Genomic DNA, 24,609 nt, shown 5'->3' on the forward strand with positions numbered 1-24,609 from the left:
CAGAAAGACCGCGTTATCGTTCATCGCGGGCAAGCGCGCTCCTACAGGAAAGCATTCCAGATCAGGTGATTGCATTGGGTTTCATTAGCGCACTTTGCGTCCCGGACACTGCACTGTCGCAAAGCAAACCCGGTTCTATGTGGGAGCCGGGCTTGCCCGCGATGCAGGCGATGGGGGTGTATCAGAAAGACCGCGTTATCGTTCATCGCGGGCAAGCGCGCTCCTACAGGAAAGCATTCCAGATCAGGTGAGTGCGTTTTGTTTCATTAGCGCGCCTGGTATGCCTGACACTGCACTGTCGCAAAGCAAACCCGGCTTTATGTGGGAGCCGGGCTTGCCCGCGATGCAGGCGATGGGGGATCCGAAAGACCGCCATCGCAGCCTTCGGCAGCGCCTACAGGTGTTGTGTTTGCCTAAGACATTTGAGTTCAGACATTCAGGCCGAACAACCATCGCCATAATCCAGCGCGGCAACTTTTGCCAACAGCTCACGCAGCTCACAGGCCTGCTGCTGGCCCAGCGACTTTTCGAAGCACTGCTGAGCCTGTTCCCACAGCGCCTGGGACTCCAGCAGTTTGTCCACGCCGGCCTGAGTCAGGCGCACACGTCGGCTGCGCTTGTCTTCCGGGTCAATACCCACGGAGATAAGGCCCTCACGCTCCAGTGGCTTGAGGTTTTGCGCCAGCGCCGAACGATCGATCACCAGAATTGCCGCCAGTTCGGTGACTGCCGGGGCCTGATTGCGCGCCACCTGGATCAGAATCGAACGCTGCGTAGAGCGCAGGCCACATGGTGCCAGAACCGCGTCATACAGCTGGGAAATACGGCGGGTCGCCTTGCGCAGGCTGGTTGCATGACACAGCACTCGCGGTGCAATCCGCAGACTGTCGGGGATTTGCAACGCAACGACCGGGGTCGGACTCTGGCTCATATAGGTTCCTGCAGAAATACGTCAATCAAGATGCAGCAAGTGGGCAATGCTGGCATATCCCCGCGAACAGCAATAGCCAGCACCGAAGCGTGCAATCTGTCAGGTACGCTCATGAATCCCGTCCAGCCGTCCACGGCCGATGACCGCGCCGTCGATGGCTTTGAGCAACTGGTTACGATTGGGTGGGCTGTCAAAGTCCAGCGGTCGATCCAGTGCCAGCAACTGAAAGCTGTATCGATGCGGGCCATGGCCGACCAGAGGCTGCGGCCCGATGTAGGTCGCACCGCCAAACGTGTTGCGCCCCAAGGTCAGCAGGCCGCGGGAAGCACTGCTCAAAGCTCCGACAGGCAGACCGTTGAGCTGCGGCGAAATGCCGATGGCAATCGCATGCACGAACGCAAACGGTATCGGCGCATCGGCATCTTCAATGATCAGCACGAGTTCTTTTGTTCCGGTCGGCAGTCCTTCCCACACCAGCGGTGGCGACAGATTACCGCCCTTGGCCGAACCAACATGGGACAGCGGAATCTGCGCCATTGAAGCAAACGCCGGGCTGCGCACATCGATAACCACCGGCGAAAACGCTACAGCCTTGTGGTTCCAGATCAGCTTGTTTTCGGTGGCACCGCGGCCGCGCAATACGCGCCCCAGCAGACGACTCAGCATCCTGATACCTCCTGATATTTGCGTCGCCCATATCGCGGGCAAGCCTCGCTCCCACAGTAGATCGCATTCTTAAGTTGGAATGCGATCTACTGTGGGAGATTCTATGTTGGACTGCAATCCCGTAGGAGATCTACCGTCGTCCAGACGCCGCGCTGTCGTGAAGCAAACGGATGACCCTGTAGGAGCCAACTTGTTGGCGAGACGTCGAACCGGCATCGTCAGAAATTCCGCTTCGCCAACAAGTTGGCTCCTACCAGGTCTGCGTTTCAAATCCATTATTGACGTGATGTTTGATGAAATCGGCTTTAGCCGGCCCTACGGAAAAGCGCAATCTCATGTGTGCGGTGCTTGCCCGCGATAAGGTCTCACCTGAATTTTCATCTCAAGCAATCAATCAACCATGTACCGGCGTCAGCACCGGTTTACCCGCAAAAAACGCCTGCAGGTTATCCGCCACCATCTGCACCGTTGCTTCAGAAGCCTCCGGCGACAAGCCGCCTACATGTGGCGTCAGCACTACGTTATCGAGACTCTTCAACGCATCCGGAACCCGCGGCTCATCGTCAAAGACATCCAGCGCCGCACCGGCAATTCGCCGCTGCTGCAGGGCATCAACCAAAGCAGCAGTATCAATCACACTGGCCCGGGCGATGTTGACCACAAAGCCTTGCGGACCCAGAGCATCAAGGACCTGACTGTCGATCAGGTGCTGTGTACCGCCACCACCCGGCGTGGCGATAATCAAAAAGTCAGAGACATTGGCCAGTTCGAGCGGCGTTGCGCAGTAGTCAAAATTGACATCGGTACGCGGCTTGCGATTGTGATAACTCACGACCATGCCAAAACCCGCTGCACGCCGGGCGATGGCCAGGCCAACTGCGCCAAGGCCGAGAATGCCCAGGCGCTTGCCCTCGAACGAGGGGCGCGTGACCTTGCGCCACTCACCGCGGCGCACCGATGCGTCCGCCTGCGGGATATCCCGCACGATGGACAACAGCAACGACATCGCATGATCGGCCACCGTCGGTGCATTTACACCAGCGCCGTTAGTGACCGTAATACCCCGCGCTTGCGCCGCAGGAAGGTCAACGTGTTCATAACCCGCACCCAGCACGCAGATGATTTGCAAATGCGGCAGCGCTGCAATTTCATCCGCGTAAAGCCCCAGCGGCCCTCGGGTCAGCACTACGGTGATTTCCTCACTACGCGTGGCAATGGCTTCGGCACGCGTTGCTGGAGTTGGCGCCAGAATCAGCCGATAACCATTGTTTTCAAGGATGTGCAGGTACTCGTTGACGCTCTCGACCAGCACCAGAACTGTGGTTGTCATGCAAGGCTCCGAAACAAACCATGGAAAAAACGGACAGTAACCTGAGTCATAGCCTCACTCCAACACGGTCACCGGCATACCGACTTCAAGGATACCCGGCCCGTCATTGACCATATTCTGCCCGAACCAGACATCCCCCTCGCGCTCACGATAGGTTTTCAGGGTGGTCAATGGTTCGCGATCGGCGTTGCGCTCGCCGGTGGCAGGATCGATGGTGGTGAGGATGCAGCGCGTGCACCCTTTGAGCAGGCGAAATTCGATATCGCCGATACGAATGCGCTTCCATCCATCTTCCGCAAACGCCTCAGCGCCCTCCACCACCAGATTTGGCCGAAAGCGCAGCATTTCCTGCGGACGACCAATCTTCGCTGACAGATCATCAAGAGATGCCTGACCGATCAGCAACAGCGGGAAACCGTCGGCAAACCCGACGCGCTTTTCGTCGACACCAAGACCGCCGGGCAACATCCGGGCGCGGTCAGCCGGTACATACACCATGCGGGTCGGTTTGCCGATGAAATCGCTGACCCAGCGAGCGGCTTCGTCACCGGCATCCGGCACGCGCAACGTGTCGCGCCATACCGTAACGCCGCGCAGAGACTGTTCGATATTTTGCGGGACAGGAATATCAAGCGCCGTAAAGCCCGGTGCCTGAAGGATTACACCACCGTCTTCGTTCAACAGCGCAGAAAGCTGAGACATGTGCGGCAAGGCGCGCTGGGTCAGAAAGCGCCCGCTGGCTTCGTCCACCAACATCCAGCGTCGATCCCCGGTCATTCCCAACTCGTCAAAGGACGCCTGCTGAAGGACTTCAGCCTTGCAGGATTTAAGGGGGAAACGGTAGAGCGCGCTGAGATGCAACATGGCCTGGTCCTTGTTCGGCTGAAATCGCCGGAATCATGAAGGCCACAAGCTTATACGAACTTGTCTGTTGCGAGACATGACAATGCGAGCCAGCGCGCAGATCCATGCTGCGCCTGGCTTCTCGCTCGCCGGGGCCGGTCAAGCCCTGGGCTGCGATCAGTGCCTGGTTGCGATCAACCCTGAACCATTATCAAACGTTCACGAACCACGTCCACCAGTTTGTCGGGCTGGAACTTGGAGAGGAAGTTGTCGCAACCCACTTTCTTCACCATGGATTCGTTGAAGCTGCCGGACAGCGAGGTATGCAACACCACATACAATTCGCGCAGACGTGGATCGTTACGAATCTCTGTGGTCAGTCGATAACCATCCATTTCCGGCATTTCCGCGTCGGTAAACACCATCAACAGTTTCTCGGTCATGACCTCACCACTGTCGGCCCAGGCTTTGAGCATGTTCAATGCTTTAAGACCATCGCTGGCCACGTGCAGCTTCAGACCCAACTGGGACAGGGTGTCACGCAACTGGCTGAGTGCAACCTTGGAGTCATCCACCAGCAGGATTTCACGGCCTACTGCAGCGGCGAGCACAGGGTCTTCGAGTTTCTCGCTGGATACCTTGGCGTTGTACGGCACGATTTCGGCGAGGACTTTTTCCACGTCGATGACTTCAACCAGTTGATCGTCGACTTTACTGATCGCGGTCAGGTAATGCTGACGGCCAGCGCTGGCAGGCGGCGGCATGATGGCATCCCAGTTCATGTTGACGATGCGATCGACACCGCCCACCAGGAAGGCCTGAACCGAGCGGTTGTACTCAGTCACGATAATCGTGCTGTTCGGCCCCGGTACCAGCGGCTTCATCCCGATGGCCTGGGACAGATCGATCACCGGCAAGGTCTGGCCGCGCAGGTTGACCACACCGCACACAAACGAGTGACGTTGCGGCATCAGCGTGAGTTTAGGCAGTTGCAGAACTTCCTGAACCTTGAAAACGTTGATCGCAAACAGCTGCCGACCCGCCAGGCGAAACATGAGGATTTCAAGGCGGTTCTCGCCCACCAGTTGTGTGCGTTGATCTACTGAGTCGAGAATGCCAGCCATTTCTTGCTCCTGAAGCGTGGGTCACAGTGAGTCTGCGAAGTTGTTATCGGCTGAAAACAGCGGGACTTAAAGGCGATGAAAGGTTAAATACACAATTGATATCACTTTAACATCATGCTTTACTCGTCGGCGAATGACAGATGCTCATTCCGACCAGTAACAGCCCTTCATCGCTTCTTCAGCAGGCGACAAGCGTTCTACGCCCTAAGGGAAACCCCTAGAAGCCCTCAGGGGCGACCTGATTTGCGCCTCTCGACTTAGCCATTAATGTGACACCATTCTCATATTTGGAATGGAGTTGAGGTCTTGGTTGCGTCGCGGCCCACCCCAAAACACCTGCCGTCCCGATTTGCCGCAGGTGGTGAATGTATCGCCGCGCCCGCTCTATCCGCCGGTCTCACCAACCTCCATCCAAACGGAAAATTCGTCACACAGCCTTCCATTTCGAAACATTCGGAAGCGGCCTACAGACTTTCACTTCACATCCACATTAACGTTTCGCAGTGCGCACCGGGTACTACACTGGAGCGATCCATGATCTATGGAGATCCCCATGCTGAACGGTAAAGAGTGGCAACAGACCCACCCCGATTTCTTTGATGAATCACAATTGCTGCTGAGCACCTGCCAGGAATGCCTCGCGCACCTGGAAATGATCAGCAATGATCAGGACGCCGTCGAGTGCCTGCTTGGCACCCTGTTCAAACTGTCGGAAACCGCCGATAACGCGCTGATCCCCAGCACTGCTGAGTTCGCGCGTCAGTTGCGCGGCATGCTGAGCGTCGCCTACCCCAATCTTCGCCTGACGGACGATGCCCTTCAGACGCTTGAACACTGCCTGACCTTGCTGGCCTGGCAACTCGAGTTGATTGATCCCCATACCGGGCAATTGCTGCTGGATGACACCGAGCAAAAAGAACTGCTGGGGCAGCTTGCTTATACCTGCGGCCTGGAAGCCTGCGAACCGGCTCAGGAGCAACCGCGGTTTTAATCGGTCACGGGCCTCAATGCGCCGGTTCTTTCCACCCGTCAGAGCCCCCGTAAGAGCAAGAGCATGCCGTGCCCGCAAATAGCCTCGCCGCTGCGTTATGAACACACGGTATTCCCGGGCTGTTCGGGTCGTGGTTATTCTGCGCACAGGGACACAATAAGGCCTGCCAGCCTTGCCAACTATCCGGTGTAACGTCAGGCAGCTCGTTCAAACTTTGAACATTGAGGTAAGATCACGACCCCAAGCATTATTGCCACAATGATGACGACACAGGATGTGCGATCAAAACTGCAAGACGAGACAAAAACAAGTAATCAAGGCAGTCAACGATAAACGACATGTCCGACATTGACCTGGCATCCTCAATGGCAGGTTGTTCCGCAGTGACCACCCCGATGGCTCCATCGCTATGCACGCCCCTACCAGTATTTCCAGATATCGGCTGCCAGGTAACAGAAGCATTCTCTGGCTGAATGCCGTTCTGTGCATCGGTGCAGCAATCGGTAATAGCGCGCTGTATCTGACCTCGGACGATTTCCCTGTCGCCCTGTTGCTGCTTAATCTCGCGACCTTTGCCAGCGTCTGGCAGGCGCAGTTGCGCTATGGCCGGTCAATTCGATTCCAGCCGCAGGAACTGGCCGACCACATGCTGCAGGTTCAGGAAACAGAACGGCATCGCCTGAGCCGCGAGCTGCATGACGACATTGGACAGATGCTCACTGCCGCAAAGATGCAATCGGAATGGCTACGCCGCCGTCTGCCTGCCGAACTGCTCGAACACAGCGCGCAACTCAACAACACCCTGGACGAAACCCTGGCGAAGGTTCGCGACGTATCAGCCATCCTGCACCCTCGCCAGCTGACCAGTCTGGGACTGGAAGCCAGTCTTCGCGGGCATCTGCTGCGCACCCTGGCGGACAGTCAGGTGCGCTGGAGCCTGGAGTGCAAACAGCAACTCTCCGGTATCCCGGAAGAGATGACGGTTACTGCGTTTCGCATCACCCAGGAAGCGGTCACTAATATGTTGCGCCACGCCCACGCAAGCAATCTTCTGGTTCGCCTGCGCCGCCTGCCACAGGGTCTGGAGCTGCACATCAGCGACGACGGAGTTGGCTTTTCGCCCGCCGCGGACCCGGCGCGTGAGGGGCAGCGAGGCATGTCCGGCATGGCCGAACGGGTGGCTCTTCTCAACGGTACCTGGACGATACGCAGCGAACCCGGCGATGGCACACGTATCGATGTGCTGTTGCCTTGGGTACCGCGCGCTCATGAACGAGCAAACATAGACAAGAAGGCTAGATGACCTGCACATTGCTGTTGATTGATGATCACTCACTGATCAGGGCTGGCGTTCGCGCTCTGGTAGCAGACATTCCGGGCTATTCAGTGATAGGCGAGGCCTGCGACGGCGCGCAACTGAGCGCGCTGGCTACCGAGTTGAACCCCGACATTATCCTGCTGGATATCTCCATGAAGGATGTCGACGGCATTGATGCCTTGAAAGAGTTACGAAGTATCCTGCCGGACAGCAAGGTTATGATCCTGTCCATGCACAGTGACCCGACGCGAATCATGCGCGCGCTGGAAGCGGGTGCGCATGGCTATTTGCTCAAGGACGCGGCAGCGACTGAGCTGGAGCAGGCGTTACTGGCGTTGAGCAGTGGTGAACGTTATCTGAGTCCGGCGATTGCCCATACGGTGATCAATCAGGCGTTGATCGGGGTTCAGGCGAGAAAGAACGAAACGCCGCAAAACCATAATCTGACGGCCCGCCAGCTGGAGATTCTGCGTCTGATCGTGCGTGGCAAGTCGACGCGGGAAATTGCCAGTGGGTTGGGTTTGAGTATCAAGACGGTGGAGACCCATCGAGCCCAGGTCATGAAGCGCTTGCAGATTCATGACGTGGCCGGGCTGGTTCTGTTTTGTGTGCGGGAAGGGATTATCAGTCTGGATGATTGATGATTGCTTGTAGGTGTCTGCACGTCTTTCTTGTCTTGTGTGCATATCCGTTACCGCGGTCATGGCTTCTATTGGTTGCGCTTTTACAGCGCGTCACTTTTGATAGAGCGCAAAAGTAACCAAAACGCTCTTGCCCCACCACTCGGCACCTCGCTAATGCTCGGTGTACCCGCCCGCAGATCCTGAACCGTGGGCCGCCGCAACGGGCCATCCATGGCCCAATGCGGCTAACCCGGCGTCCTGCCGGGTTGCCCACGCTTCAGGATCTGCGTTCGGCCAGCGTGGTTTAACGGGGCGCCTGAGATCAAAATCAAAAGCGCGGCGGCCTGACAGCCGTCCTGGTTTGTGAACTTTCCGGGCTTCTGTAGGAGCTGCCGAAGGCTGCGATGCGGTGTGTCAGACGACGAATGTGTTGGTTGTGGTGACGTCTCGCGAACAAGTTCGCTCCTACCGGGCCGAGGCGATCCCGCGTATTCGCATTGCTTTTGATCTGCTTTTGATCTGCTTTTGATCTTAAGCGCCCCGTTAAACCACGCCGGCCGGAATTCGATATTGCTGCGTGGGGCAAACCGGCAAGGATGCCGGTTTAGCCGCCTCAGGCCATGGATGGCAGGTGGCGGCGGCCCCACGCAGCAATGTCGGATTACGGGCATGCCGAGCCTAGGCGAGGCACCTAGTGGTGGGGCAAGAGCGTTTTGCTTACTTTTGCGCTTCTCAAAAGTGAGGCGCTGTAAAAGCGCAACCAATATCAGCCGCTACCCCGCTAACGGATATGTACACAGCGCAACTATATCAACCAGAAACCCGGGCCGTACCGCCAAACAACTCAGACCCCACTGGCAAGTGAACCCTCAAAGCCGCATGGCGCGCCGAGAAACGCAGGTTCTCTCCAGACAACGGCTCGCCATCCAGATTAATGTCCAGCCCCTGTGCCGACTTGAGTTCAACCCACGGCAGTCGTGCGCGGATGAACATATTGTCGATACCCAGACCGCCCTCCAGTAGACTCCTGAGCGTACCGACCACTTCCTGCGGCGCAGGCAAAATACTGATGTCCAGCAAACCATCATCGACCAGTGCCGATGGGCACAACACATGCCCGCCACCGGCCTGGCGACCGTTACCGATGCCCAGCGCCAGCAGATCTCCGCTCCAGTGGAAATCAGGTCCGCTCAACTCGCCATAGGCCGAGCTCAGCTCGCTAAAACGCGTCAGTCCAGTAAAGAGATACGCCGCCCCACCCAACACCTTCTTCAAATCTTCAGACGTATTCGCCGTGACTTGGCTGCCAAAGCCGCCGGTTGCCATATTCAAAAACACCTTGCCGTTGACCTCACCCAGATCCACCGGGCGGGCAGGCACATCCAGCAAATCAAGCGCGGCGTCAGGCTCGAGCGGAACACCCGCAGCCCGGGCGAAGTCGTTGGCAGTGCCCAGCGGCATGATCGTCAGCTCAGCGTCGGTGTCGGCGTTGGCCAGCGCTTCTGTAACGTCGCGCAAGGTTCCGTCGCCGCCACCCGCGATGATTTGCGAGTGCCCTGCTGCCAGCGCTTCGCTGACCAACCGCTGAGCATCGCCGCCCTCCCACGTCAGACGGACGTCGAGCTCCCAGCCCTCGCGACGCTTTCGGGTCACGGCCTCACGCACTTCTTCGTTAAGTGCCTGCTTGCCATGCAAAATCAAAAATGCCCGTCGTGTCATTGCTACTCGCTCCCCTGAGTTCATGCGCACTATGTTGACCGCAGCGGACAGAAAAAAGCCCTTCCGAAGCAGATAATTTTTTAATGTCTCCTGCGCAGTGGACGATCCCCCCGAAAACATTAGATCGGATCGTGAATCTCTGGACCTTGCGAAGGCGGGCATAACCTCTGAAGGGAAAAAAATCGGAAGAGAATCAAATGCGCACAATGATTTTATTTAGCTCTTGAGCTTTACTGCCGATATACCCTCGTATGAGGGAATGCCTACGTTAGTTAGGAACAACACCTACTCAACTAAAGTATTAGGCCTACACCCCTTTTGTAATAACAGTAAAAATCAGCATCACTTGACGTGCAGAAGCCAAATAAATGGCTATATTCACCAAGCACGCCAGGAAAGGACATTTTATTGACTTCAACTTGAACGCGCTTCGTATCTGGATCGCAGCTAAGTAGTCACGGACCGATGAAGTGAGGAAGCGTTATGCGATTGCAGCCTGTTAACAGCCTCCTGCAAACCAGAACCAGTTTGATTGTGTATTTTCTTTTCGGTATTCGTCTTGCCCACGGGATCACCAGCATTCTGCCAGGCGTGCTGATATTCCTTTTTTCCAGAGAAAGCCTTTCTGACGTACCGCAGAGCTACTTTGCGGTATTGGGCTTCTATGGCCTGTTATGCGTCCTGATATTTCAGACCCTTGGGGTTTACTCTGAAGCGCTGTTCAGCAACGCTTTACGTTTTCGCCTGATTATCGTGGCCTGGTCCGCCGCGTTCTGCCTGCTGCTGTTCCTGCATAAGTCTCTGGCGTTCTTTGACTACCTCACCGACGATCATCTGGTGATGTGGTATATCGCCAGTCTTGCCCTGTTCTGCGTCGAGCGGCTGTTCATGCTGGTGCTGTTCAGGCACCTGATGCAAAAAGGTTTCTTCCTGCAGAACGCGATCATTCTGGGGGCCACTGAGAACGGCAAGCGGCTGGCTGAGTACCTGCTGGACAATCAGGATATTCGCTCCGGAGTCAGCGGCTTTATTGACGATCGGATCGGACGTTTGCCCAAGACCATGGCCGGTCTGCCCCTGCTGGGTAACAGCGACGATCTGGAACGTCTGATTCGCGAAGAAAAGGTCACCCAGGTGCTGGTCGCCCTGCCCTGGTCGGCGGAAAACCGCATGGACTACATCATCCGTGAGCTGCGCCGCTTGCCGGTCAATGTGCTGCTGGTGCCGGACATGGTCGCTTTTCGCCACGCGCACAACCGGATCACCGAAGTCGCCAATCTACCGATGTTCAACGCCTCGGACGTTCCGCTTTCCGGCTGGTCGCCTTTCTTCAAGCGGCTGGAGGACATGCTGCTATCGAGTCTGGCATTGGTGCTGTTGTCACCGGTCATGCTCGCTATCGCGGTTGCAATCAAGCTGGACTCACGCGGCCCGGTGTTCTTCTGGCAAAACCGTTATGGCTACAACAACCGCATGATCAAGGTCTGCAAATTCCGCTCGATGTATCACCACCAGAGTGATGCAACCGCAGCGCAACAAACCACCCGGGATGACGCAAGGGTCACACGGGTCGGGCGCTTCATACGCAAAACCAGCCTGGATGAATTGCCTCAGCTGTTCAATGTGATTGCAGGCAGCATGTCCATGGTAGGACCTCGCCCCCATGCAACGGCCACCAAAGCGGCCGGGATTCTCTTCGAGCAAGCGGTGAAGGAGTACACGTCACGCCACAGGGTCAAGCCGGGCATTACCGGTCTGGCGCAGATCAATGGCTATCGTGGTGAAACAGACACCGTGGAAAAGATCGAAAAGCGTGTGGAATTCGATCTGGAGTACATCGAAAACTGGTCCGTCTGGTTCGACATATACATCCTTCTGCGCACTGTTCCTGCAGTGCTCTTCACTCGTGAGGCTTATTGATGAGCATCCTCATCCCCTGCATTATCGCCGGCGGTGCCGGTACCCGGCTGTGGCCGGTCTCGCGCGAAGCCATGCCCAAGCCTTTCATGCGCCTTCGTGACGGAGAAAGCCTGCTGCAGAAAACATTCAATCGGGCCGTGGGCCTGCCGAATGTCGAGCAACTGCTGACCGTGACCAGCCGGGAAGTCTATTTCCGTACGGTTGACGACTACCGCCAGCTCAACAAGACCAAGGTAAAACTGGATTTCATCCTCGAGCCGTTCGGTCGTAATACGGGGCCTGCACTCGCAGCGGCTGCGCTGCACGTGTCCAGGTTATATGGCGATGATGCGCAGTTGCTGGTCTTGCCTGCCGACCACCTGATCGCCGACGTGGCAGCGTTTTCCAAAGCGGTCCAGGCCGCCCGGGTGCTGGCGGACGATGGCTGGCTGGTCACGTTCGGCATTCTGCCCAGCAAGGCGGAAACGGGTTTCGGGTATATCGAAAAAGGCCAGTCACTCAACAGCGACGGCTATCAGGTCGCACGCTTTGTCGAGAAGCCGGATGCGACCACTGCCCAGGCGTATGTGGATGGCGGCCTGCACCTGTGGAACGCGGGCATGTTCTGCATGCGCGCCGACAGCCTGCTCAATCAATTCGCCAAACATGCGCCGGAAGTCCTCGAAACAGTCAAAGCCTGCCTGGAACTGAGTCCCAGCAAGGAAGGCAATAACGAGTTGCAGATCGAACTGGACAGCGAATCCTTCGCCAAAGCGCCGGACATTTCCGTTGACTACGCCCTGATGGAGCGCTCGCAAAAAGTGGCCGTGGTGCCTTGCGAGCTGGGCTGGAACGATATCGGCTCGTGGCAGGCTGTGCGTGAACTGGTGCCTGCCGATGCTCAGGGCAACCAGTGCAACGGGCCGACCGTGCTGCATGACGTGAGCAATTGCTACATCGACTCCAAGCGTATGGTCGGCGGCGTCGGCCTGGATGACCTGATCATTATCGACACTCCGGATGCATTGCTGATCGCCGACGGCAAGCGCAGCCAGGATGTGAAATTCGTTGCTCAGGAGCTCAAGCGCCAAGGCCACGATGCATATCGCCTGCATCGCACCGTCACCCGCCCATGGGGCACTTACACCGTGCTCGAAGAAGGCAAGCGTTTCAAAATCAAACGCATCGTGGTTCGCCCGCAAGCTTCGCTGTCGCTTCAGATGCACCACCACCGCAGTGAACACTGGATCGTGGTCAGCGGCATGGCCCGCGTCACCAACGGCGAACGTGAATTCATGCTCGACACCAACGAATCCACGTTCATCAAACCGGGCCACACCCACCGGCTGGTCAACCCGGGGGTGATTGATCTGGTGATGATCGAAGTGCAAAGCGGCGAGTACCTGGGCGAAGACGACATCGTACGTTTCACCGATGTGTATGGCCGGGTAGGGGCGCCAACTCCGGCCTCCTGACCCTGCTGGATTTTATTAACCAAATTGACACACCTGACGATATACCTCTAGAGCGGCACGCGCTGTGCACGCACGCACCATGCAACAGGGATGACAGCGGTAATCCGCCTACATGATTGGTTTACCCGCAACGGGAGTTGTATTCATGCAAGACAGGAGTTTGGGGGTGGTCAGAAACACCTTGCTGGTGCTGGGCCTGTTAGTGGTCAGCGCCTGCAGCACCCCGGCACGTGTGGGTTTGCCAGACGACCCCACACAGATTGAAGCCGGTAAAGCCGCAGGACGCGCGCTCGCCGGTAAGCCGTTGCCACCGCAACGCGTGCGACCCGGTGATACCTTGCGCATCGTACGCAACACCGGCGAAGCACCGTCCATTTCCGCTTTTACAGCGAACTCCATCTACGAACTCACACTGTTCCAGGTGCTCAACGACGGCACGTTCAGTTATCCGTATATCGGCTCTGTGCAGGCTGCCGGCATGACCTTGCCGCAATTGACCGAACACTTGCAGAGCAAACTGCAGGACGTCTACCGCGAAACCGCGATGACCATCAACATCTCGCAATCGCCCGGCAACACCGTTTTTGTCGGTGGCGCGGTGCGTAATTCGACGGCCCTGCCCGCCACGGTTGCCACCACACTGGTTCAGGCGATTGTCGGTGCCGGAGGGGTTGCCAATGACGGAGACGCGACGATGGTTGCCCTGCTCCGTCAGGAAGACAACGGTCTCTACAAGACTTACTTTTTCGACTTCAGCAAGCTGCTCTGGGCAGACAGTTCGGGGCCGCGCGGCCCGGTGCTGTTACAGCGCGGCGATGTGGTGTTCGTGCCCAAGTCAACAGTGGGTGACAAGGCCGACGGCGTGAATCTGTATTTCAACCAACTGATCCCTTTTGCCAAGTCACTGGGTTTCGGCGTGAATTACAACCTGCGCAGCGAAAACTAAAGTCAGGGAAAAGACATGATCAACATCCGTTCACTGCGCGACTTGCTGCGCCTGTTCTTCATTTTCAAACATGAAGTTCGACTGACCGTCATGGTCACTTTCATCATCATTGTGCTCGGTGCCTTTTTACTGCCCAACCGCTACGAATCCACCGCACTGTTGCTGGTAAAGCCAGGTCGCGACAGCAGCACCGTGCCCATCGAGTTTGCCGACCGTCAGGCCATCGTGATTCCCAGCGCCCAGCGCGATCCGATTCTCGATGAGGAACGCATGCTGACCGGTCGGCCGATCATGCGTACGGTTGCCGAAAAATACCTGGCGGAAATATCCAAAGCCGAACAGGAGCAAGGTGTTCTGGCCTCGATAAAGAACCTGCTCAAGGACACGGTAGGCTCGGTGATTGGTGTGTTTCGAGGTGCATTGCAGCTTATTGGCCTGGTCGAAAAGCGCTCACCGGAGGAGCGCCTGGCGGAGGACCTGTCGAAAAACTTCAAAGTCAGCCATGACCCTGGCTCGGCGGTGATGGAACTGACTTTTTCCTGGAATGACCCGAAGGTTGCCAAGGATGTTCTGGAAGCCTGGATCTCCGAGTACGAACAGCAACGTACCCGTGTGCTCGGTCGGGTCAGTCTCTATCAATTCTACGAAACCGAAGTTAAAGCCACTCAGGCGCGGATTCTCAGCTACAAGAAACAAATCCAGACGTACCTCAATCAACTGGGTGCGGTGAGCATTGCCCAGCGTCTGGCCGATACTTCCCAGGGCCTTAACGACCTGACTACTGAGCGCAACAACACCCTGCGCTCCATTGCTTCCACCAAAGCAGGCCTGGACAAGCTGCAGGAGCAGCTCAGGCAGCAGTCGAAAACGGTCAGTGCCGGTCGCGAACTGAGCCTCAACCCTAACCGTCAGGATTTGCAAAACCGTATCAACGGCAAGGAAGTCGAGCGCCAGGAACTGCTGCGTTCCTTCAAAGAGTCGGCGCCACCGGTTCGCGCGCTGAACCAGGAGATCACTAATCTGAAGGCACTGCTGACCCAGCAGGATGCAACCATCCAGCGTTCAGAAAGCATCACCCCCAACCCGATCTACAACCGGATGCAGAACGTGCTGGCCGACCAGCAGGCTAGCTACGCCCGCCTGCAAACCCAGTTGACGCAGCAAAACCTGCAACTGGCGCAGTGGGAAAAAGGCCGCCAACTGGCGCTGAATCTGGAGCCGGAGATGTCCCGCCTGCAGGGCGAGCTGGACGCCGCCGAGAAGAGTTTCGCCCTGTACAGCAGCAGCCTCGAGAAAGCGCGCATCGACCGCGAACTGGATCGCAGTCAGATCAGCAACATTGCCATCATCGAGCAGGCCACTTACAACCCCAGTCGGGTCTTCCCGAAAAGTATGCTGATGTTGCTCCTGGCATTTCCGTTGAGCGTCGGGGTGGGCCTGGTGGCGCTGTACTTCTTCTACCTGCTGGATCAACGGATCCATGACGGTGACAAGATCGAGACCCGTTTCGGAGTGCCGGTCTGGACCAGCCTCCAGGAACTGGGCAGCGCAGAAGACTCACGCAATACCGCGTTCACCGCCAGCCTGCACAGGCTGTACGGGACCCTGCCTTTGCGGCAGGTCGCGGAAAAGGGTCTGGCGCTGGGGTTTACTTCATCTCACGAAGGCGGGGGTGTCAGCTTCGTCATCGGCCACCTCGCCAGCCTGCTGCAGGAGCAAGGCTACAGGGTGCGTACCGAAGGCCCTGGTCCGGCTGTTCCGGGTGAAATACTGCTGATTGATGCTTCGAGCATTTTCAGTAACCAGAATGCCTTTGCCCTGCTGCGCGATTCCGACCTGATTCTGCTGATCGTCAAAGCCGAAGAAACCACCGTGCCGATGCTGGAAAACGTGCTGGCAACGCTGCATACCGCGTTCAAGAAAGTGGATGGCATCATCATCAACCGTCGCCGTTACAAAGTGCCAAAACGCGTGATGGATTACCTCAAACGCTTCCAGAACCGAGGCTGACATGCACATTGCCCTACTCGCGCCACTACCGCCCGAGCAGAACGGCATAGCCGACTACGCCGGGCACCTCAAACACGCGCTGGAGGAACTTGGCGTGCGGGTCAGCACGCCGCTTGCGGGGGTCGGCAACGACCAGATGCGTGCCGTTCAACGGGTGGCTGAAACCGATTGGCAAGGCATCGATCTGGTCCATGCCGAAATCGGCGGCGGCCGACTCGCGGAGTTTCATGCCCTGCGCACCTTGCGCAAACGTTACCCGCAACTCCCACTGACGGCGACCGTGCATGATCCGGAGCGCCTGGTCTGGCGTCGGGCCAAACTCCCCTGGCCGCTGTCTCTGGCCAGCTCGCTGCCCTCGCCGCTGCCGGAAATCGCCACAGTCATGGCCGACCCGCTGTGCCTGCGCGAAGAACGCCAACTGGCGCGCAGCATGACCCGGCTGGTGACACTGACTCAGGCAGGAGGCCTGGCATTGCGTCAGCGCATGGGCTTGCGCGAGGAACAGATGGCAGTCATTGCCCATGGCAATCTCCCCATCACGCCTGTTTCTCTGCCGCCGCTGCACACCATGCGCTTGCTGTACTTCGGTTTTATTTATCGCGGCAAGGGTATCGAAGACCTGCTGGATGCCCTGGCCGACCTGTTCAACCGTCAGCCACAGTTACGCTCCCGGGTGCGCCTGACCCTCGCCGGCGGCAGCGAGCCGGAGATGGCCTTCGGTCCGTCCGGCAGCTATCTGGACCAGTTGCGCCTGCGCATTAAACAGCTCGAGCTGACCGACGTGATCGACTGGAATCTGGACCTGCCAGCAGAGGCCATTGCGGATGTCATTCAGGCCCACCACGTCATGGTCTTGCCGTACCGCGAATCCAGCAAACTGAAGCTGCTGGGTAATTTGCGCGGCACCAGCGGCGCGCTTTCCTGGGCCGTGGCGTGCGGGCGCGGGGTGATCACGTCCGATGCCCGCTCGTTTGCCGAAGAGGTGTCCCACGGCAACGGCATGATTTTCCCTCAAGGTAATGTCGCGGCCTTGAGCGCGGCTTTGAATGAAGTCTGCGCGGTACCGGAACGGGCCCAGCAATGGGCCGCGCAGGCCAGAATCCTTGGGCAGCAACGGGTCTGGAGCCAGACCGCCGAGCGCTTCCGTCAGCTGTTTCAAAACGCATGCGAGGCCGACTGAGATGAAATCTGCAGCGGGTTTGTGGTTGGCCAGTGTGCTGGCCTGTTCGGCGCTGGTGTCTGACTGGATACCCGATGCACAGGCGGCAACCGTCCTGCGTGCACCCCGCGCGGTTGTCTGGCAGGACTTTCTGGGCGTCAACGCGCAGTTCCAGTATTTTTCACCCGCGATGTACCAGCAGCAGATGGATCAACTGGATGCGCTGGGCCTCAACTGGGTACGCTTGACCATTCACTGGCCGATCATCGAGCCCGAGCAGAATCAGTTCGACCTGGTTGATCTGGACGGCGCAATGGCGACCATGAACACCCACCACTACAACATCCTCGCGTATCTGGTGGGCTCTGCGCCTTATGTCAGCAGCGCTCCTGAGGGCGTGCCAAGCCGCGACCAATACCCGCCCCGGGATTTCAACGTGTTTGCCGCGCGCATGGCCTCGCTGGCACAGCGTTATCCGCAGGTCGACAACTGGCAGGTCTGGAATGAGCCCAACATTATCTGGCTGCCTAAAGAAGACCCGGTGGCCTACGACACCCTGTTGACGACGACGGCCGATGCGATCCGCAAAGCCGAACCGGACAAGACCATCGTCACTGCGGGCATGGCCTACTACAGCCAGATGCACAGCACCCCGGGTTATATGCTGCAAACCCTGGTGGATCGGGGTCTGGGGACCCGCAACATCGTGGCCGCCTATCACCCGTATTCCGAGTATCCGGAAGGTGACTCACCGCCCGACCGGGATTTTCTGATCAAAGCCAACGCCATGAACAACCTGCTGCACAGCAACGGCGTCAAGCAGGTGTGGGCCACCGAATGGGGCTGGTCGAGTTACAACGGCCCGGTGGAAATGCAGGCGATCATCGGTGTGCAAGGCCAGGCCGACTACACCCTGCGCCGCCTGGCGCTGATGAGCGCGATGGATTACCAACGGATATTCCTGTTCAACCTGAGTGATCTGGACGAACGCGCCAGCGCCCGGGATCAGGCTTACGGTCTGCTTGATCTGCAGGGCAATCCGAAACCGGTCTACACCGCCCTGAAGAATTTTCTGACCATCACCGGCCCGCGTCTGGAGCCTGCCGATCCGCCGGGCGTCAGCGCGGTACCCGCCGATCTGTATGCCGTGCCCTGGACCCGCAGCGACGGCACACGGCTGCTGATGTTCTGGAGTGCTACGGGCACCACCCTGACGTTTCCGGCGATCAAATCAGCGGTCATTCACGATCCGTTGAGCGGCACGCGCACCGAAGTGGGCAGTACCGACAATACTCAGACCCAAGGCGTCAGCGTGGCCCTCAAGCCGACCTTGCAAATTCTGGAATGGAAACCCTGAGCGATGCGAATTCTCTGGACACTACCCTACATGCCCTGGCCTACCACCAGCGGCGGCAAAACGCGGGAATACCACCTGCTGCGCAATCTGGCTGCGCGTGGCCACCAGATTACGTTGCTGGTGCAGTCCAAGACGGACGTCGATCAAAGTGCCCGTGACGCGCTGGAGCCTTGGCTGGAACGGTTGATCGTCGTGCCGCGCCGTCCGCTCAAAAGCCTCAAGACGCTGATGGCGATCGCCGTGGCGCCAGCGCCCATGCTGGCCTGTATCAACGGCTATGCACCGCGCCTGAGCGAGGTCTTCGAAGGATTGCTGGAGGAGCACTGGGATGTGATCCAGCTTCAGCATACGTACGGTTTCGAACCCCTCGAAAAGCCCCTGAGACGATCCGGCAAGCCGTTCGTGATGACCGAACACAACGTTGAATCGGCCATGGGCGCTACCAGCTACGACCGGCTGCCGCGTTGGGCAAACCTGTTCGCCAGCTATGATCGCTGGCGTTATCGCCACTGGGAAAGCCGGGTGTTCCGTCAGGCCGATCAATTGATCGCGGTGACGGAAGATGACGCCAAGGAAATCTCCCGACTCAGTGGCAAGGCCACTGCGGTGGTCGTCAACAGCGTCGACTGCGGCTACTACGCCCAGGTCAAGCCGGACCCTTACAGCAATCGCCTGCTGTTCATTGGCAACTACGAATACGGCCCCAACGTGGACGCTATCGAATGGGCCCTGAGCGAAATCATGCCGAAGGTCTGGCAGCACGCGCCCACCTTGCGCTTCGTGGTGTGCGGCTTCGCCTTGCCCGAATCGTGGCGTGATCGCTGGCCTGATCCACGCATCGAGTTTCAGGGCTTCGTCCCGGACCTGCGAGCCTTGCAGAACAACACCGCGATATTTTTCGCACCACTGCGTCAGGGTGGCGGCTCCAAGCTCAAGGTGCTGGAAGCCATGGCCGCCGGGTTGCCGGTGGTCACCACCGACCAGGGCAGCTCGGGGCTTGCCGTGGTCAACGGCGAGCACTATCTGGGCAGCGAAGACCCTCTGGAACTGGCCCGGATCATCACCGAAGCGATTGAACAACCCGCGCGTCTTGCGCAGATCGGCGAAGCCGGCCGCAAATACGTGCAAACCCACCATGACTGGTCGGTATCTGCCGCTCAACTGGAGCGCATTTACACCCGACTGACGCCCGCCAAAGTCAAAGCCGAACAGGAGCCGCGCCCATGCGTATAGGACTGGATTACCGGCCAGCGACTGGCTACCCGAACAGCGGCATCGGCCGCCAGAACATCGCCCTCGAGGAAGCCGCGCGAGCCAACCCCAACACCCAGGTGCAATTGTTCAGCGTAGCGCCGTTCGACCACCCGATCCGCCGCCTGGCCTACTGCCCGAAATGGTCAACCCCTCTCAACGGCATCCACCGACTGCCGGAACGCTTGCGCTTCGAAGGGTTGTTTTTGCCCAAGGCCCTGCGCGACGCGGAAGTACAGGTGTACATCTGCAACATGAACATGGGCCTGCCCCTGGGCCGCAAACCCGAGGGTATGCGTTACGTGCTGCAGTTGCAGGACCTCTTCCAGCTGACCCTGAAAAACAGCCATGGCTCACAGCTCAAGGCGCGGATTTACGGCGTCACCGATCGGCTATCCATCGCTCACTCACTAAAAGTCGCGGACCGCATCTGGACGCCCTCGCAATTCACCGCCGATGAATGCATCCGCCTGTTTCCCGAGACCCGTGACAAGTTGCGCGTATTGCCCGCGCTGGTCAGCGGCTGGAGCGATGCGCCTTCGGACCTGCAAGGCTGGACGCTGCCGGAGCGTTACTGGTTGTGCGTTGGCACCCGAGAGCCGCGCAAGAACATGGGCTGGTTCATCGATGCCTGGCAAAGCGCCCGTCGCCAGTTCGAGAACGTACCGGACCTGATCCTGATCGGCGCACCTGAGCACTTGCCTCCCGCACAGCAGGCGTTGCCCGGACTGCACTTCCTGAGCGATATCACTGATGCCGAACTGCACGCCATTTACGCCCGGGCCGACCGCATGTGGCAGCCCTCCTATGCCGAAGGTTTTGGCTTGCCGGTGGTTGAAGCACTGGGTGTCGGCACCCCCGTAGCCGTGGCCAGCGGTTCCTCACTGGATGAAATCACCCCGCCCGGCAGCCCGCGCTTTTCACCCACCGACACCGGTGCGCTGATCAACCTTATGGGCACGTTGGCCAACACTGAAAAGGAAGACCCTGAAGTACTCAAGACCTGGGCTGCCGGGTATGGACCCAAAGCTTTCAACCAGCGCTTCGATGAGCTGATCGAGGAGTTGCGCTGATGCCATTGGCAATGCCCGTCGGCTTGCTCTTCGGTCTATTGTTTGGCGCGATGTTCTGGTTGCTGCCTGCGTTCAAGGTGGTGGCGGCGATGATCGGCGTGGTCGCCGTCGCCACGGTGATTCGTCGTCCCCTGCGTGGCTTGCTGCTGTTTGGCGTGCTGGCCACGTTTTTGCCTTACTCCACCGTGAATGTCGGCATTCGCACGACTATTTCCGAAGCACTGCTGATGCTGGTCTGGGCGGCGTATCTGGCGCACCGGATGTTCACCGACCCGCCACGAGTTCCACCGTTGCTGCGTACGGAACGGCTGCTGATTGCGCTGATGCTGTACAGCGCTCTACCGTTTATCGTCGGGCAATTGACCATTACTGCGCTGGGCAACGGCCCCATCAACTGGGTGCGCTGGCTGTTCAATCTGTCGGCTCTGTTTCTGGTGCCGCGCTTGCTGGATCAGCAGAAATACCGTGAGCAAATGATCTGCGCACTGCTGCTCGGCACGCTGTTGCTGCTGTTGCTGTCGATTCCGGTGTTTCTGAAAGCGCGCACGGCCGTCGCCATGATCCCGGTCCTTGGGGTTCTTGGTTATGGCGGCGTCGACGTGCTGAACGAAAGCCTGCTCTCGCTGGCCGACCGAATGGGCACACCCTGGATGCACCCCAATGTCGCGGGCGGCGCCATGGCGCTGATTGTGCCGCTGGGGTTCTGCATTGGCATGACCCGCAGCGGCTGGCCGAGATCACTGGGTTTTGCCGTCGCGATTCTGGGCAGCATAGGTCTGTTGCTGACCGGTTCTCGCGGAGCCTTGGTCAGCCTGGCGCTGGTCATGATGTGGATGGCCCGCAAACGAGTGCCTTTCATTGGCCGTGTCCTCATGGGCGGCGGCGTTGCCGGGGCATTGCTGTTGATGTTCTATCCGCCGTTGCAGGAACGGATTTTCACCCTGTTCACCAACGACGACACCAGCACCGCGATTCGCTTCCTTGAGTACAGCAACTTCCCCGACGCCATGGCCAAATTCCCCATGGGCATTGGTTTCAAGATAGACCCGCCGGTGCCAGGTGCAACGCTGTTCGGGATTTCCAACCTGTGGCTGAACTTCATCTACAAGATGGGCATTCCCGGCATGTTGCTGTTCATTGCAGTGACCGTCAGTTGGTGGCGTGAAACCCGCCCGGCAGACGGTTTCATCACCCTCACCCATGACAACGCCATCTGGCTCGGCACCACCACCGGCCTGCTGGCCGCGTTGACCAGCGGCCTGTTCGATCACTATTTCAGTTTCACCAGCGTGCTCATCGCCGTGTTCTGGCTGATGCTGGGTATCAATCTGCATGAGGCAAAACGCTTGAAAAGCCAGGCGGCCCTCGTTCGACACGCCTTACCGGAGCAGGAAATCAAATCATGAAACACCGTCTGATGCACTCCCACGACCTGCACCTGGCCTTGCCTGAGTACGCGCGCAAAATGGGCGTTGAGCTTGAAGAGTTGCAAAGCGCTTATGAATGGATGCTCAGTCACGACGTGTGCTTTGAAACCACGATCAAGGGCCGCACGCTGTCGTTCATCAGCTACCTGAATATCGAGCCGCGTATCGAACACCCGCTGGCACGACGCTTCTATCGCTTGCTGGCCACGGAAATGCCCGGCGCGTTGATTCCGCTGTACGGAATCAACTGGCCCACGCTGCGCGACCGCATCCTGCGCACGTGGGAACAGGCTTACAACATTCTGATCTGCAAAATCCCCAGCCACACCTTGCGCCTGACCTGGCTACGTATTGGCGGGGCTAAAATCGGCAAGGGCTCCAGCGTGTGGCGCAACACCGAAATCCTTGGTGTCGACAGTTTGCGCATTGGTGAAGACACCACCATCGGCTGGCATTGTCAGCTGGATGCGCGAGGCGGTCTGATCATCGGCGACCACGTAACCGTCGCCTCTCACGTGCTGATCATCGCAGGCGGTCATGACCTGCAGGCACCGGAGTTCTGGGCAGTGGGCGGGCCGGTGCGCATTCATGACTATGCCTGGATCTGCAGCCGCGCCCTGCTCTCTTTCGGCGCTGACATTGGTGAAGGTGCAGTCGTGGGCGGCGCTGCCGTGGTCTCCAAACCCATCCCGCCCTACGCCATCGTCAGCGGCCCGAACGCCGAAATCAAAGGCGAACGTGCCCGTGGCCTCAACTACAAAGTGGGCGGCAAAGGCCTGTTCGCTTTGTTTCACTGAGGCTGATGCATGCTGGGTTCAACGCTGTGGCTCACGCTCGCCACGCTCACCGGGCTGGCTGCCGGATTTGCCCGGGAATGGCTGCTGGTGGCCGCTTGGGGGGCGGGCGCGCAAAGCGACGCGTTTCTGGTCTCGATGTTTCTTCCAGAAGCGTTGCGCATGGCCCTGGCTGCCGGATTGTTGAGCGCGGCTGCGTTGCCGTTGTATCAACAGCGAGACCTGCTCGCCCAACAGCGCTGGCTGAATGCCCTGGCGCCACGATTGCTGCTCTGTGGTCTGGCATTGGCGCTGCTGTTGAGTCTTGGTGCACCGCTGTGGGTGCGTGGCGTGGGGCCTGGGCTGGATGCCAGTGGTTACGCGCTGGCGGGCAGCAGCCTGCAATGGCTGGCATGGTGCGCGCCGGGCTTTCTGTTGCACGCGTTGCTGTGTGTACCGTTACAGGCGCGCTCGCGCTTCGTCATGGCCGGGCTGGGTTCATTGCTGTTCAACCTGCCACCGGTGATCTATCTCGCCGTCGCCAGCCATGCAGCGACGCCAGTCGGCCTGGCATTGTCTTGCGTGCTAGGCAGTTTATTGATGCCCGGCACGCTGCTGCCGACGTTATATCGCATGGGCTGGAAACCCTGGCATTGGCAGGCTGAACCCGGCATCGGTCGGGAACTGATGCAGCGCATCGGGCCGCTGCTGAGCAGTAACCTCGCCAGTCAGGGTCTGGCACTGCTGGAAAGAATGGTCGCTTCGTTGCTGGGCGAAGGTGCTGTGACGTGGATCAACCTGGCGCGCAAGCTGATCAATCTGCCGCTGATTGCCTTGATGAGTCTCAACCAGGTGCTGCTGGGTTTGATGAGTGGTAGCGCTGCCGATCAGCGTCTCGTGCTACTGCGCAAGGGCCTGAGCAGCGCCACGTTGCTGACCCTGCCCGCCATCGCCGGCCTGATCGGCGCTTCCGGGGCGCTGGTGGTATTGCTGCTACCAACCCTGGCCCATGACGGACCGTTGCCGGAACTGCTCGCCTGGTTCGCCGTACCGCTGATGTTCGGTGCCTGGAATGCCTTGCTTGCGCGTTACGCTTACGCGGCTGGCGATACCCGCATGCCGTTGAACTGCGAGCTGATCGGCAACCTGTGCAACGCCCTGCTGCTGGGTGTTTTGCCGTTTTTCTTCGGTCTGATCGGCATCGCCATTGCAGCACTGATCGGCGCAATCATGACCGGCCTGCTGCTGATGCGTCGCCAACAATTGCTGACGTTTGTCCCCTGGCAAAGCCAGTGGGCGCTGGGCGCCGCGGCCATGCTGATCGCGGCGCTGGTGCTGCACCCGATCAGCAACACCTGGCTGCAATTGGGGTTGAGTTGTGCGTATGGCGCATTGTTGTTGATTGGCCTCGCGGTATGGCTGAGGCCTTGGCGCAATTGACCCTTTTGACACGATGCTTTTGTGGGAGCCGGGCTTGCCCGCGATACATGAGACGAGGCTGGAAGACTGCACTGCGTTATCGTTTATCGTCCTGTCCGGATGAGGCTCGGCCAAGGCACCGCTCACAAATATTGGTACTCACCTGTAGGAGTGAGCTTGCTCGCGATGAACGATGACACGGTGTAGCTGACAAACCGAGTCGTCTGCATCGCGGGCAAGCCTCGCTCCCACAGGTTTGCAGGCCAACATAGAAT

General features: G+C 58.6%; 21 protein-coding genes. 15 read left to right on the forward strand and 6 right to left on the reverse strand.

The features are described 5' to 3' along the window. The coding region (locus KDX30_RS22860; RefSeq protein ID WP_231677580.1) for a hypothetical protein at positions 1-251 on the forward strand (251 nt) is incomplete at its 5' end. A gap of 185 nt (positions 252-436) precedes the next feature. On the opposite strand, the gene KDX30_RS22865 is transcribed toward KDX30_RS22860, so the two are convergent. The 5 genes from KDX30_RS22865 to KDX30_RS22885 all read right to left on the reverse strand — a co-directional run bounded on the left by KDX30_RS22865 (position 437) and on the right by KDX30_RS22885 (position 4,894). Next, complete coding sequence (locus tag KDX30_RS22865) at positions 437-931, reverse strand: MarR family winged helix-turn-helix transcriptional regulator (RefSeq protein ID WP_231677581.1); 495 nt, start codon at positions 929-931, stop codon at positions 437-439. A gap of 99 nt (positions 932-1,030) precedes the next feature. After that, positions 1,031-1,597, reverse strand: coding sequence for a YbhB/YbcL family Raf kinase inhibitor-like protein (locus KDX30_RS22870; RefSeq protein WP_231668112.1), 567 nt, complete (start codon positions 1,595-1,597; stop codon positions 1,031-1,033). 394 nt (positions 1,598-1,991) lie between these two features. Continuing rightward, positions 1,992-2,927 carry a 2-hydroxyacid dehydrogenase gene (locus KDX30_RS22875; RefSeq protein WP_231668111.1) on the reverse strand — a complete coding sequence of 312 codons (936 nt, stop codon included), beginning with the start codon at positions 2,925-2,927 and terminating at the stop codon, positions 1,992-1,994. Positions 2,928-2,981: 54 nt separating this feature from the next. Then, complete coding sequence (locus KDX30_RS22880; protein ID WP_027898953.1) at positions 2,982-3,791, reverse strand: MOSC domain-containing protein; 810 nt, start codon at positions 3,789-3,791, stop codon at positions 2,982-2,984. Between the two features lie 173 nt (positions 3,792-3,964). Continuing rightward, a complete protein-coding gene (locus KDX30_RS22885) occupies positions 3,965-4,894 on the reverse strand; it encodes a chemotaxis protein CheV (RefSeq protein WP_027898954.1) in 930 nt (309 codons plus the stop codon). A gap of 553 nt (positions 4,895-5,447) precedes the next feature. Between KDX30_RS22885 and KDX30_RS22890 the strand changes: the two genes are divergently transcribed. The 3 genes from KDX30_RS22890 (at position 5,448) to KDX30_RS22900 (ending at position 7,844) form a co-directional block, all read left to right on the forward strand. After that, positions 5,448-5,885 (forward strand): hypothetical protein, encoded by a 438-nt coding sequence (locus KDX30_RS22890; protein ID WP_231668110.1) that lies wholly within the window; start codon positions 5,448-5,450, stop codon positions 5,883-5,885. Positions 5,886-6,294: 409 nt separating this feature from the next. Beyond that, positions 6,295-7,188 (forward strand): sensor histidine kinase, encoded by an 894-nt coding sequence (locus tag KDX30_RS22895; RefSeq protein ID WP_122704963.1) that lies wholly within the window; start codon positions 6,295-6,297, stop codon positions 7,186-7,188. Further along, on the forward strand, positions 7,185-7,844 hold the full coding sequence (locus KDX30_RS22900) for a response regulator (protein WP_231677582.1): 660 nt from the start codon (positions 7,185-7,187) through the stop codon (positions 7,842-7,844). Before KDX30_RS22895 ends, KDX30_RS22900 begins: the two co-directional genes overlap by 4 nt. Positions 7,845-8,636: 792 nt before the next feature. Here KDX30_RS22900 and yegS read toward each other — a convergent pair. Beyond that, positions 8,637-9,545: a lipid kinase YegS gene (gene yegS, locus KDX30_RS22905; protein WP_231677583.1), complete on the reverse strand. Its 909-nt coding sequence runs from the start codon at positions 9,543-9,545 to the stop codon at positions 8,637-8,639. A gap of 483 nt (positions 9,546-10,028) precedes the next feature. Between yegS and KDX30_RS22910 the strand changes: the two genes are divergently transcribed. The 11 genes from KDX30_RS22910 (at position 10,029) to KDX30_RS22960 (ending at position 24,355) form a co-directional block, all read left to right on the forward strand. After that, complete coding sequence (locus tag KDX30_RS22910; RefSeq protein WP_231677584.1) at positions 10,029-11,465, forward strand: undecaprenyl-phosphate glucose phosphotransferase; 1,437 nt, start codon at positions 10,029-10,031, stop codon at positions 11,463-11,465. Then, entirely contained in the window at positions 11,465-12,919 is a 1,455-nt protein-coding gene (locus KDX30_RS22915; RefSeq protein ID WP_231677585.1) for a mannose-1-phosphate guanylyltransferase/mannose-6-phosphate isomerase, read from the forward strand. Before KDX30_RS22910 ends, KDX30_RS22915 begins: the two co-directional genes overlap by 1 nt. 145 nt (positions 12,920-13,064) lie before the next feature. Then, on the forward strand, positions 13,065-13,865 hold the full coding sequence (locus tag KDX30_RS22920) for a polysaccharide biosynthesis/export family protein (RefSeq protein WP_231677586.1): 801 nt from the start codon (positions 13,065-13,067) through the stop codon (positions 13,863-13,865). A gap of 15 nt (positions 13,866-13,880) precedes the next feature. After that, entirely contained in the window at positions 13,881-15,875 is a 1,995-nt protein-coding gene (locus KDX30_RS22925) for an exopolysaccharide transport family protein (protein ID WP_231677587.1), read from the forward strand. A 1-nt stretch (position 15,876) separates the two neighbouring features. Next, positions 15,877-17,055 carry a glycosyltransferase gene (locus KDX30_RS22930; RefSeq protein ID WP_231677588.1) on the forward strand — a complete coding sequence of 393 codons (1,179 nt, stop codon included), beginning with the start codon at positions 15,877-15,879 and terminating at the stop codon, positions 17,053-17,055. A gap of 1 nt (position 17,056) precedes the next feature. After that, on the forward strand, positions 17,057-18,391 hold the full coding sequence (locus tag KDX30_RS22935; RefSeq protein WP_231677589.1) for a cellulase family glycosylhydrolase: 1,335 nt from the start codon (positions 17,057-17,059) through the stop codon (positions 18,389-18,391). A gap of 3 nt (positions 18,392-18,394) precedes the next feature. Next, positions 18,395-19,624: a glycosyltransferase family 4 protein gene (locus KDX30_RS22940; protein ID WP_027901619.1), complete on the forward strand. Its 1,230-nt coding sequence runs from the start codon at positions 18,395-18,397 to the stop codon at positions 19,622-19,624. Continuing rightward, positions 19,615-20,715, forward strand: a complete 1,101-nt coding sequence (locus tag KDX30_RS22945) for a glycosyltransferase family 4 protein (RefSeq protein WP_027901618.1) — start codon at positions 19,615-19,617, stop codon at positions 20,713-20,715. Before KDX30_RS22940 ends, KDX30_RS22945 begins: the two co-directional genes overlap by 10 nt. Next, entirely contained in the window at positions 20,715-22,121 is a 1,407-nt protein-coding gene (locus KDX30_RS22950) for an O-antigen ligase family protein (protein WP_231677590.1), read from the forward strand. The genes KDX30_RS22945 and KDX30_RS22950 overlap by 1 nt, the downstream gene beginning before the upstream one ends. Beyond that, a complete protein-coding gene (locus tag KDX30_RS22955; RefSeq protein ID WP_231677591.1) occupies positions 22,118-22,939 on the forward strand; it encodes an acyltransferase in 822 nt (273 codons plus the stop codon). The genes KDX30_RS22950 and KDX30_RS22955 overlap by 4 nt, the downstream gene beginning before the upstream one ends. Positions 22,940-22,948: 9 nt before the next feature. Next, on the forward strand, positions 22,949-24,355 hold the full coding sequence (locus tag KDX30_RS22960) for a lipid II flippase MurJ (RefSeq protein ID WP_231666547.1): 1,407 nt from the start codon (positions 22,949-22,951) through the stop codon (positions 24,353-24,355). The last annotated feature ends 254 nt before the right edge of the window (positions 24,356-24,609 follow it).

It is taken from the genome of Pseudomonas quasicaspiana, assembly GCF_021147825.1.
GTDB lineage: Bacteria > Pseudomonadota > Gammaproteobacteria > Pseudomonadales > Pseudomonadaceae > Aquipseudomonas > Aquipseudomonas quasicaspiana.

Coding starts and splice junctions, on each gene's coding strand:
- KDX30_RS22865 (WP_231677581.1), bottom strand. CDS start 931: ATGAGCCAGAGTCCGACCCCGGTCGTTGCGTTGCAAATCCCCGACAGT.
- KDX30_RS22870 (WP_231668112.1), bottom strand. CDS start 1,597: ATGCTGAGTCGTCTGCTGGGGCGCGTATTGCGCGGCCGCGGTGCCACC.
- KDX30_RS22875 (WP_231668111.1), bottom strand. CDS start 2,927: ATGACAACCACAGTTCTGGTGCTGGTCGAGAGCGTCAACGAGTACCTG.
- KDX30_RS22880 (WP_027898953.1), bottom strand. CDS start 3,791: ATGTTGCATCTCAGCGCGCTCTACCGTTTCCCCCTTAAATCCTGCAAG.
- KDX30_RS22885 (WP_027898954.1), bottom strand. CDS start 4,894: ATGGCTGGCATTCTCGACTCAGTAGATCAACGCACACAACTGGTGGGC.
- KDX30_RS22890 (WP_231668110.1), top strand. CDS start 5,448: ATGCTGAACGGTAAAGAGTGGCAACAGACCCACCCCGATTTCTTTGAT.
- KDX30_RS22895 (WP_122704963.1), top strand. CDS start 6,295: ATGCACGCCCCTACCAGTATTTCCAGATATCGGCTGCCAGGTAACAGA.
- KDX30_RS22900 (WP_231677582.1), top strand. CDS start 7,185: ATGACCTGCACATTGCTGTTGATTGATGATCACTCACTGATCAGGGCT.
- yegS (WP_231677583.1), bottom strand. CDS start 9,545: ATGACACGACGGGCATTTTTGATTTTGCATGGCAAGCAGGCACTTAAC.
- KDX30_RS22910 (WP_231677584.1), top strand. CDS start 10,029: ATGCGATTGCAGCCTGTTAACAGCCTCCTGCAAACCAGAACCAGTTTG.
- KDX30_RS22915 (WP_231677585.1), top strand. CDS start 11,465: ATGAGCATCCTCATCCCCTGCATTATCGCCGGCGGTGCCGGTACCCGG.
- KDX30_RS22920 (WP_231677586.1), top strand. CDS start 13,065: ATGCAAGACAGGAGTTTGGGGGTGGTCAGAAACACCTTGCTGGTGCTG.
- KDX30_RS22925 (WP_231677587.1), top strand. CDS start 13,881: ATGATCAACATCCGTTCACTGCGCGACTTGCTGCGCCTGTTCTTCATT.
- KDX30_RS22930 (WP_231677588.1), top strand. CDS start 15,877: ATGCACATTGCCCTACTCGCGCCACTACCGCCCGAGCAGAACGGCATA.
- KDX30_RS22935 (WP_231677589.1), top strand. CDS start 17,057: ATGAAATCTGCAGCGGGTTTGTGGTTGGCCAGTGTGCTGGCCTGTTCG.
- KDX30_RS22940 (WP_027901619.1), top strand. CDS start 18,395: ATGCGAATTCTCTGGACACTACCCTACATGCCCTGGCCTACCACCAGC.
- KDX30_RS22945 (WP_027901618.1), top strand. CDS start 19,615: ATGCGTATAGGACTGGATTACCGGCCAGCGACTGGCTACCCGAACAGC.
- KDX30_RS22950 (WP_231677590.1), top strand. CDS start 20,715: ATGCCATTGGCAATGCCCGTCGGCTTGCTCTTCGGTCTATTGTTTGGC.
- KDX30_RS22955 (WP_231677591.1), top strand. CDS start 22,118: ATGAAACACCGTCTGATGCACTCCCACGACCTGCACCTGGCCTTGCCT.
- KDX30_RS22960 (WP_231666547.1), top strand. CDS start 22,949: ATGCTGGGTTCAACGCTGTGGCTCACGCTCGCCACGCTCACCGGGCTG.